The 9,536-nt window shown below is 59.8% G+C and carries 5 protein-coding genes; all 5 read right to left on the bottom strand.

Features of this window, described 5'->3' with window-relative positions; genetic code table 11:
• Positions 1 to 24: 24 nt before the first annotated feature.
• Complete coding sequence (locus tag SGJ19_07180; protein MDZ4780017.1) at positions 25 to 3,360, bottom strand: serine protease; 3,336 nt, start codon at positions 3,358 to 3,360, stop codon at positions 25 to 27.
• Positions 3,350 to 4,555, bottom strand: coding sequence for an MBL fold metallo-hydrolase (locus SGJ19_07175; GenBank protein ID MDZ4780016.1), 1,206 nt, complete (start codon positions 4,553 to 4,555; stop codon positions 3,350 to 3,352). The genes SGJ19_07180 and SGJ19_07175 overlap by 11 nt, the downstream gene beginning before the upstream one ends.
• Positions 4,556 to 5,098: 543 nt before the next feature.
• The gene (locus SGJ19_07170) at positions 5,099 to 5,950 is read right to left on the bottom strand and encodes an ATP-grasp domain-containing protein (protein ID MDZ4780015.1); all 852 of its coding nucleotides are present in this window, start codon (positions 5,948 to 5,950) and stop codon (positions 5,099 to 5,101) included.
• Between the two features lie 669 nt (positions 5,951 to 6,619).
• Entirely contained in the window at positions 6,620 to 7,993 is a 1,374-nt protein-coding gene (locus SGJ19_07165; protein ID MDZ4780014.1) for a DUF1552 domain-containing protein, read from the bottom strand.
• Positions 7,990 to 9,536, bottom strand: a 1,547-nt coding sequence (locus SGJ19_07160) for a DUF1588 domain-containing protein (GenBank protein ID MDZ4780013.1), incomplete at its 5' end; no start/stop codon positions are given. The genes SGJ19_07165 and SGJ19_07160, both read right to left, overlap by 4 nt.

Here is a 9,536-nt window from a genome sequence, read left to right as displayed (position 1 = left end):
TTAGCAACACATGAAACACCGCAATCACCGAAAGAATTCGAGCTTTTTTATGCGCCCGTCAAAAAAAGCGGCCCCGCATACGCTTGGTTCAGGCCTAGCTAGGTGGTGTGAGCACTCCAGCAATTCTTGAAGACGGTTATACCGGGGGAATACATTCTGTGCAGTGTAGCTTAATAACGCGCGATAAAGGTCGGCAGCAGCCTCTCTGCCTTCCCGCACCATTGCCAAGCTGTTCGCCGCCCACCTCAGGGCCCTGCAGTAACCTTCAGTGTAAAGTCCCAGCTGATCGCCGCTCCGATCGAGAATTAGCTTCGCGAAGGCCGTTGATGACTCCGGCTCGCAACGTGCAATGACGCTCGCGAGATCACTCAGGACAACTGGGAAAATCCGTTCCGGAATATGATACGCTTCCTGCCACCGAATGCGGTCGGCGAACGAAAATCCAAACTCTCCGAAAAAGGTCGTGGCTATTTCGTCGATAATCGACTGAGGCCGTAATTGCTCCAGGTGTTGTTGCCTATGCACCTTTCCATTGACTCGCCCGACCCACTTTGCCGCGTTGAATAAGCGACGTTCCCATTCATGACGCACGGTGAACTGCAGCGCGTCTAGAATGCTGTGGTCCTCAAGATATGCTGCAAGTTCGGCATGTTCCTCAACCAAATGAATGGCACTCTCATTAGCATCAACACCATTCTGCAGCCTGATGTTTAGTGACTCTGTCGTCCGAACACGCTGGCTGTATAACGAACCTACAAGTTCTATACTACTGTCAGTTTTCACGAGGGCTCGGATCACAATGTCTTCCGCGCCGTCCGCGCTCGACGCTGCAAGCGCCTTCTCTAAGGTCTTACCGATCTCTTGTCGCCTCAGCAATGTTACTCCCGGCGGAAGTGGCCCTTCGATGCTGGCCGTTTCCACGACGCCCTCTTTCTCTGCGATATCATCCGCGTTATGCAGCAGCAGCGCGAGTTCAACCGGATTCGCACCGCTGGGCGTTGCGTACCCATTTAACCAAAGTGACTCGCCGCCAATTGCACCGCAAAACGCAGATCGAAGGTGCTCCTTCTCCCGCTCGTCCATCGTGCCAGACTTTAAATTGTACTTGAACAGTGCGTTCAGGCGTCGTACCTCTACGATGGCCTTTCGGCGCTCCGCTGTCGACCCGCCGCCAAGTAGCATAAACGCTGCGACCATTTGCGTCTTGAGAAGTGTATAGCTTGCGCCCCCATGCTCATAGGCAAAGAAGCATCGCTTGCGTAGGTCGTGATACAAGTCTTGTGCAACATTCCATTGGCCGGATAGCACGTAAGCGCGCATCAGGGACAGAATATCCTCCAGTGGACACGCGCAATAACCGTCGCGAATGACGAACTGCAATGATTGCTCTTCGCGCCCCAGTTCAATAGCGGATTTGGCAAACGCCGCCGCAAAGCGCGCGAACACGTCATTGTAGCGATACTGAAGTCGTGATCGTGCTAAAAGTATGCGGAGCGACTCTACTAGGTCACCGGCATCAAGGCGATCGTTCAGGAGGTCTTCCACGTCGTGAAGAACAAGCTCGGGTCGAATGCATGCGCGGGCCGCGCTATCCAACCACGCCTGCGAACACGTTGCAGCAGCGGTCGGCCTGTGCGCCGATGACCTAAGCCGATGGTAAAGACGATTAGTTATTGAATAGGTAGAGGCGGGCGTCGCCTCACAATAGCGATATAGTTGTTCGTGAATACTGTCGTGAAGTGCGAGAGATTTATCCAGGACAAAGTCTCGAAAAGACTCGTGATAAAACTGCAGATGCCGCGATTCCTGGCGAAGGAGGTGCGCCACGGCTGCAAAACAGTCAAGTAAGGCGGGCTGCTGTTCGCCAGGAATGCACCTTGTGAGTTCATCTCGCTTTAAAGAACTTCGTGCGACGGCGATGGTTGCCAGTAAGTAGCGGCTGGTGCCATTAGCGGGCAAGCGGTTCCACACTCGCTCATAATAGGCAGTTGGTCCAGCTGAGCGTTCAAGGCGAGCAATCGCTTCCTCGACGTGATCGGCAGGACACGCCGCCACTTCGTTAACAAAATATTGCAGCGTTAGTGGGTGCCCCTCTGAACGTTCTGCAATCGTTGCTGCTTGTGACGGTAACACCTTGTCGCGAAGGCGCTTCAAAATAAGCCATTCGCAGTCGTACTGTGGAAGTCGCCCCATCTCGACATCGCGACCAATGCTCAAGTGGTCATATGTCTCGCGAAGAGAAAGGGGATTAGTTGTGATCAGGACTATTACCAAGCCCGGCGGCGGCGCGGACGGAAGAAAATCCAGGAAGTCCACAGAATGTGTTAAGGTGGCCGTATCAACGCCATCTATTATCAGAACGCCCCGTTCGCCGGTCTTAAGCGATTCCGAAAGAGCCTTCAGGTTCTTCGCAATTGAGCTTCCGAGATCTGCTGTAGGCGTTGCGGCCGTTACTGCGATCGCCGACTGGCTCCTGATCGATGCTTCGTTGCTTAGCCACGATGCAAAGGTCGCAATCTCTCGATAGTACGCGGGCGGAAGGTCTGACCCGCGGTACCCGCCCGCAAAGTAACGGCCGATCAGCGTTGAATTCTGTTGAAGGGGTTCAAAGCTCGCTGCGACGAGTGTTTTTCCAGACCCTGGACTCCCGCCGAGGAGAACATATCCGTCGCGACAGTCCTCAACTGCCTGCTCAAGAAGCCATAGCATGCGTGAATTGGGAACGGCGTCTCGAAGCTCGACCGCAAGCGGTGCTGGCAGTTCTTCGTACGCGACGGACGACCGAAAAGGTGCGCCAATGTCGTCGAGAAACGCCGCGAGTTTTGCTAACGAAATCGCGCCAAGGCCCCCGTCCAGTCGTTTTTGAAGCATTGCGCGGACCGTTCCACGCACGGCAATGGGAGCGCCCGAAAACCCGCCGTAATTTGTAGGTAGGTCGACTCCGCCGCAAGTCAGTTCGACATCGCGCGGCAGGTCATCAGAATGCAGCGTACGCGACACCGTTCCTTCGATCGCCATACCGTGCTCACCGCGGATGCGGGGAAAGCCAAATGTCGACCAGGACATTCCAGAAGGAAGGTGCGATGCCACCAACGGCAGCAATGTGCTTGATTCGAAGTCTTCCGACAGCTGAAGTAGGACTGCATCGAGGTCGATCGGAATCGAGGGCTCTATGATGTGTGCAACTGTGCTTTCGCCATTTAAGTGAATGGTGATTTCACTCTGTCCGAGGAGTGCTGGTAGGACGCAATGCCTACAGGTCATAACAACGGTTGGCAAAACAAAAAAGGCAGTTCCTTGCTCTGGACCGCATGTTAGACGGCAGACCGACGTAAGAAACATGCGCGCGTCAGGTGCCATCTGGGATGCCCTCAGCGACAGTGATAGCTATCGACCGCACCCCGTCGCCAATCGTAGTGTGATGTCCATATCGGCGTGTCAGCCGCTCATCGGCCATCCATGTGGCAGTCGCCGTATTATAATTGAAGATGAAAGCGGCGTTCGGCACGGATTTGGCCGCAAGCCATAACATAGACTCGATATTTGGAAGTGCGTGCTTGCTACCGTCAGTAGATACAATATAGCGGCGCGATGCCGCTAGCTCGGACAGAGAGGGTGAAGTGTTGTGGCGGCTGCCGTGATGAGACACCTTTACAACATCAAAAGCGCGATGGTCAGTAACCGACGTCTTTAATGTGCTTTCAACAACACTGGGCCAAGAGTCGCCGAGAAGCAGGAGTCGTAGATGTCGCCACTCCATGAGAAACGCCATGGAACTACCGTTGGTTGGCGATGTGTCCTCGACAAAAGTGTCCGGGGGAGGAGGCTCTATCATGTCAGCGGCTGAAATAGTTGCTTCAAGATCCAGCGCGTCTGGCGCGCTTAGCAGATTTGCTTCGAATGCGTGTGCAAACGCCGGGCAATCAACCGCTTCATGAGATACGCCCATTTCTAATAGTGATTGCCGCCACTGGTACGCGAGCCGTTCCAAGGCTTCAGTATTTGGCGAAAGCACTGTTGTGCGAATGGTATTTGCTAGGGAGACGGTATCACCGGCCACAATTGCGCGGCCGCCGTAGGCCCCGTTCCATGCATATCCATACGCAGTTATTAGCGCAGCGAGAGTGTCTGCCTCGCGCACGCTAATGTCGTCCGTTGGGCTATCTTCGGAGGCGAAGGTTTGCGAAAGCACCCGGAGCTTTTCCGATTGCGTGGGAGAACGACCGGGTAAGGCAAGGTGTCGATAACCGTTGTGCCACACATCATCTATTCGAATAACACGTGGCGACACTGCCGGGCCATTTTCCTTCAAAAGGGCGAGTATGCCTCCTATGTGATCTGTGTCGATGTGTGTGACGATGACTGCCGCCAAAGCCTGTCCTTCGGAATGCAGTTGATGCAGCCGAGCTTCTAGCGAATTCGCGAATGTCCTTCGAGGGCCTCCGTCCACGAGAATATTAATGGTGGATGTTGCGTCACGGAACTGAAGCAATAGTGCATCGCCATCTGCGGCCGGAAACAGTTCAATCCTCAGATGGGGAGCTGTGTCTGGCATGCGAGGACGTCCTTAAAGTCAAAACATAATGCGCAAGCGACGGCATAGGGAAGTTGCGTCCATTATTACGAGTCGAGTCCAGAATTGAAACGTGCCGAGGATTTGGCATTCCGGGCCTTCAATCAGACGGGATCATGGTGAAGAAAAGGGGGTCGGGAGGTCGGGACTCGGCCCACGCCCCGATTCAGCACTTTCCGCCATTCCAGCGCCGCCGACCCTTGAACACATAAGGAGTTGCGCGTAGCAACGACTCGCACGCTGAAACCTCGTACGGACGACGTGCTCGGAGTGCGGTTTTGCGTCGGCCCGGGCTACGAACAGCACCGCGGCGCCGGTGGCGCCGGCCATGCGATCGTCGTAATGGACGTCGAGGGCCGCGATCATCGGCGATAGGTTCGCTGTTAGGTGGAGGGCATGTCGTGCGCCGCGATCAGGACTCCGGTTGTTTACGCTCCGTCCGACGGCCTCTCTTCGGCCATGCGCAGGGCAGACAAGGCAGGCCCGCTCGATAGACACGTTTTCGAAGCGGCGGTTCGGCCTCCGCTAGAAGCTCGCGCCTACCGCGTCGCCTACCAGCGGCGGATTCTCGCCGCGGAGGCGGCGGGCGACGTATTGGAACACTTCCTGGTGCGCCGTGCCGGCGGCCGAGCCGGGGCCCGCTTCTAAGAACCACCATTTTCCGGCGCGGTCGCGAATAAAGTCGGCAACGACCAGCCGTGCGTCGAACGCCGCGCCGATTTTTGCGGCCATGTCGGCCAGTTGATCGGTGTCGTTCGGCTTCAGAGGAAAGCCGCGCGGCGTGGCGACGACGTGCAGATAGTGGAACGACCAGGCAACCGGCCGACCATCGACGAGCCAGACCCGAACCTCCTGCGGTGCGTCGCCGAACATATACTTGCCCGCCACGGCCACGTCGATCCACTCGCGAGCCAAAATCGGCATATCCCAACCGAACGCCCGGCGTAGGAGATCGATCTCGTCGTCGAGTTCCTTCAGGTTCCGCGCGCGGGCCTGCGTGCCCCCCCGCTTCCACGACGATTTCGGAGTTCGGACGAATAGCGGAAACGTCAGATCGGCCGGCGGCGGATCGTCGACCTCGAGTTTCCAGGTGCGGGGCGTAGGCATGTCGACGCCCCGATCGGCGAGTCGCTCGAGCACGGCGTCGAGCCGAAACAACTCGGCCCGCGTCTCAGGGCGGTCGAAAATTCGCGGTCGATCAGCGACCAGCTCGCGGTAGCGGGCGTCGTCGCCGTGCTGGTAGGCGAACAAGAAACCTTCGTCGTCGACAGCGGCGCGTGAGATCTCTTCGGCACCGAGTTCGAGGAGCCAGGCGAGGCGCGGGTCGCGCAGCTTGGCCGCGATCGGCAGATCGAACTCGTCGTAGAAGAGTTTCACCGGCGTCACCGTGGGACTAGAACGATTCGGGATGAATCGATTCTACGGCGACGGGGAAGGGGGCGATTTAACGCGTGCCGACGCTCTGGGAGGTGTCGCCCGGAGCTTGCTGCGTTGATTGCGGTGGGAGCTCGAAGTCGCCGCCAGCCTAACTCTACGGCGGGTCAGCGCGGCATTGTCCGAGTTCGCCTGGTGAACCGACTTGCCGCTTGACCCGCCCTACATTCTTTCGACCGGCGGCGGCGCGGGGCCATTGAAGAACTCCCGTCGCTGACCAGCATTATGTAAGTGCCGGCTTCAGGAATGCCGCGGCCGGAAGCCGCGGCCGGACGGCTCGGCCTCCGGCCTCGAAGGGTTTCGCCCTCACCCGGCCTTCAGACGCTTCGCGTCAAACTACCGCCTGCGGCCTGCTTCCTCGCTACCGCTCGGCGGCCTTAGTTGCTCCCTCTCCCCGATCTCGCCGACGCGAAGAATTGTCCTTCTCGCGGGGAGAGGGGCGCGCGTAATCGGTATCGGTACCCAGGGTGCGCGGAGTACCGCGACCCTGGGCTATCTTATCGCACGCCTTCAGCGTGCCGGAGCTCGTCCAGCCGAGCACGCCGCCGGCAGTTGCATAACTGTGACGCTCCCCTTCGACAAGCTCAGGGCAGGCAGGGCTAGCAGGGCTAGCTAAGACAGTTCCGCCAGGGGGCCGCGGTAGGCGGGTTCTTCGAGGTTCGGGTCGGGGCTGCCGAAGTCGTCGCGCGGTTTGCCCGCGGCGTAAAGCAGCGTGTTGTAGAGCGTGTTGATCGTGCGGTGGTTTGGTTTGCCGTAGTCGGGCAATTGAATGTAGCGGCCGCCTGTTTTCAACTTGCCTCGTGCGCCGCCTAGTACCACCATCGGCCATTCGAAGCAGCGGCTGTGGTGCGTTTCGGCCGCGTCGCTCAGGTAGACCACCACCGTGTTGTCGAGCATCGTGCCGTCCCCTTCCGGCACCTCGTTGAGCTTCTGCATGAAGCGCGCGATCAGCCCGAAATGGAAGGCCCGGATTTTCTGGGCCAGCTCCCAGCCGGTGCGGTCGTCTTCGTTGTAGAGCAAGTGACCGATCTGATGCTTTTGCAGCTCGATTCCCAGGCCGTTGAACAAAACGTTGAAATACGGGAAGCCGACCCCCGAGGCGATCGTCGCCACGTTCGTCAGGCCGCCGATCATCGAAGCGGCCGCTAAGTCGAAGTGGGCGTCGAGGCGGTCGGTCTCGACGGCCGAGGCGTACTTGTCGGTTACCGTGGGTGCCGCACGCTGGAGCCGCTCGCGAGCCCCGACCAGGCGCTCGGAAGTCTTGGAGAGGCTTTCGTAGGCCCCGAGCAGCGAGTCGAACTTTTCGCGGTCGACCGAGCCGAGCCGGTTGCGCACGCGGCGGACGTCGCCTTGCATGTAGTCGAGCAAGTTGCGGCGGGCGGAAAAACTCGCCTTGGCCTCTCCTTCGGCGACGCTGCCGAACAGGCGGGAGTAGGCGATGTCGGGGCGGCAGATCGTCGGCAGGCTTCGGCCCGGGGCATCGGCCGAGCAATTGAAGATGACCGACTGTTCGGCGTCGGAGGCGATGCCTAGCACGACGTTGGAAAAAATGCCGGGGAAGGTTCGGCCCAAGAGACCGTCGATCGTCGGGCCGACGATGTTGCGGCCGCTGTTGGCATAATAGGCGCCGAGCGCGCCGTGGTCGCTCGAGTGGCCTCCGGTGCACATTCGGCCCGAGAGACCTTGAATGATCGCCAAGCGGTCTTTGAACGGCTCGACCGGCGCGAGCGCCGGCGGCAAGGGGATATCACTGAGCGCGTGTACCGCGACTTTGTCGCGAGCTTCGCGTTCCAACCACGGCAGTTTCTCCGGATGGAGCTGCCGCGGCGGCACGCCGTTTCCTTCGACGACGAACAGGAAGCGGGTCGGCGGCAGCTCGCCGTCGGCCGCGCGGGCCAACCGCTCGACGAACGGCTGCAGCACCAGGCCGCCGGCACCGAGCGAAAAACCTTTCAGAACGTCGCGACGCGCGAGGCGAGTTGTCATGGCGTTTTCGGTTTTTCCCGGTTTCGCGGTGGAGTGCTTGTTTTCGTCGACGGCGGTGCCTGGGCTTCCGGCCTCTCGGTCGTGCGGTTGCGGCGATAGAGAAACGAATCGGAAGTCAGCAGCGCGCCGACGAGGGCCTGCATGCTGCCGCCGCTTTCAAGGTAGGCCTTTTCGGCGTCGATCAGCGTCGGCCCGTCGTCGAGGGTTTCGTTGCGGCCCATCCAGTAGCGGAAGGCGTGCCGAACGAACACTTGCACCACGTGCCGCGACTCCGACAAACGCCGCAAGTATTCGAATGAATCCGTCACCGGGCCGTCGAGTTCGGCGACTCCACATCGGATCTCGCCCGTGATGTCGACCGGCCGATCAAGTTCCCGCGCGCGGAAAATACCAAAGTCGTCCCAGTGCTCGAAGGGGAGCCCGAGCGGGTCCATCCGTTCGTGGCATTTCCAGCAATACTCCTGCCGCGTGACTTGCATCTTTTCGCGGAGCGAGAGTTTCGGATCGGTCGGCAATTGGGCGTCGACGCCGATCGGCACGTCGGGCACGGTGCCGCCGAGCAAGTTCGTGCGGATCCACTTGCCCCGCTGGATCGCCTGGTTCTTCTCGTTGTCGGAAAAAGCAATCAGCCAGGCCGGGTGCGTGAGGATGCCCGAGCGCTCGGCGGCCGGCAGCTTGATCGGCTGCTCGCTCTGCCAGGTCCACTCGCGCGAAAGATTGAACAGCTCGTAATACCATTTCTGGCGGCGGTCGGGTCGGTTCGTGCCGATCTTCCCGCCGGGGCAGATATTGATGAAATACTCGTTCGTGGTCAGCAGCCGCTTGAGCACGTCGCGATCGTCGGCCAGCACCGAGAGTACCAAGGCGTCGGCATCTTCGACCAGTTGCTCGGGGATGTAGTGCTTGCGGATCCGACCGTCCTTAAACACCTCCTGGCGGCGCGTGTATTCGAAGTACTCGCGGAAGAAGCGGAGCAGGCGGGGCTTGTCGGTCGATTCGTCGCCGAGCAAGCGGGTCACTTCGCGGCGAACGTCGTCGGTGGTCGCGAGCTTGCCTTCGGCCGCGGCGGCCCGGAGCGTGGCGTCGGGCGGATCGTCAGTGAGCGCGTAGCTGATGGCGAAGGCGGTTTCGCGGGGCGAGAGTCGAACGCGGCCGAGTGAGTCGGGCGTTCCGGCGCCGGTTTCGACGCGAAAAACGGCCTCGGGCATCGCGAGCACGGCGGTGAGAACGGTTTGTAAGGCCTGCCGTCGGCCGGCTTCGCGCTCGGTGCGCCGGCCGAGTGCCAGCAGATCGCGGACTTCGTCGGGCTCCGGATCGCGCTGTAGCACCATGCCGAACTGAGCGTCGATTGCGCGGCGGTAATCGACCTGCGGGGGCTCGTCGCCGTCGGCCGCTTCGACGTACCGCAGCGGGCGAGGCGATTTGTTCGACCGCATCTGGTAGCCCGCCACGAGCCAGGCCATGTCGACTAAGAGCTCGGTGGTCGCCTCTTCGAAGCCGTGGGGGATCGCCAAGTCGCGGAACGAGTGCTCAGGCGTGAGGA

This window comes from Planctomycetia bacterium (assembly GCA_034440135.1).
Lineage (GTDB): Bacteria > Planctomycetota > Planctomycetia > Pirellulales > JALHLM01 > JALHLM01.
Note: the sequence above shows the minus strand (reverse complement) of the source record. Positions and strands in the feature narration are given on the sequence as shown.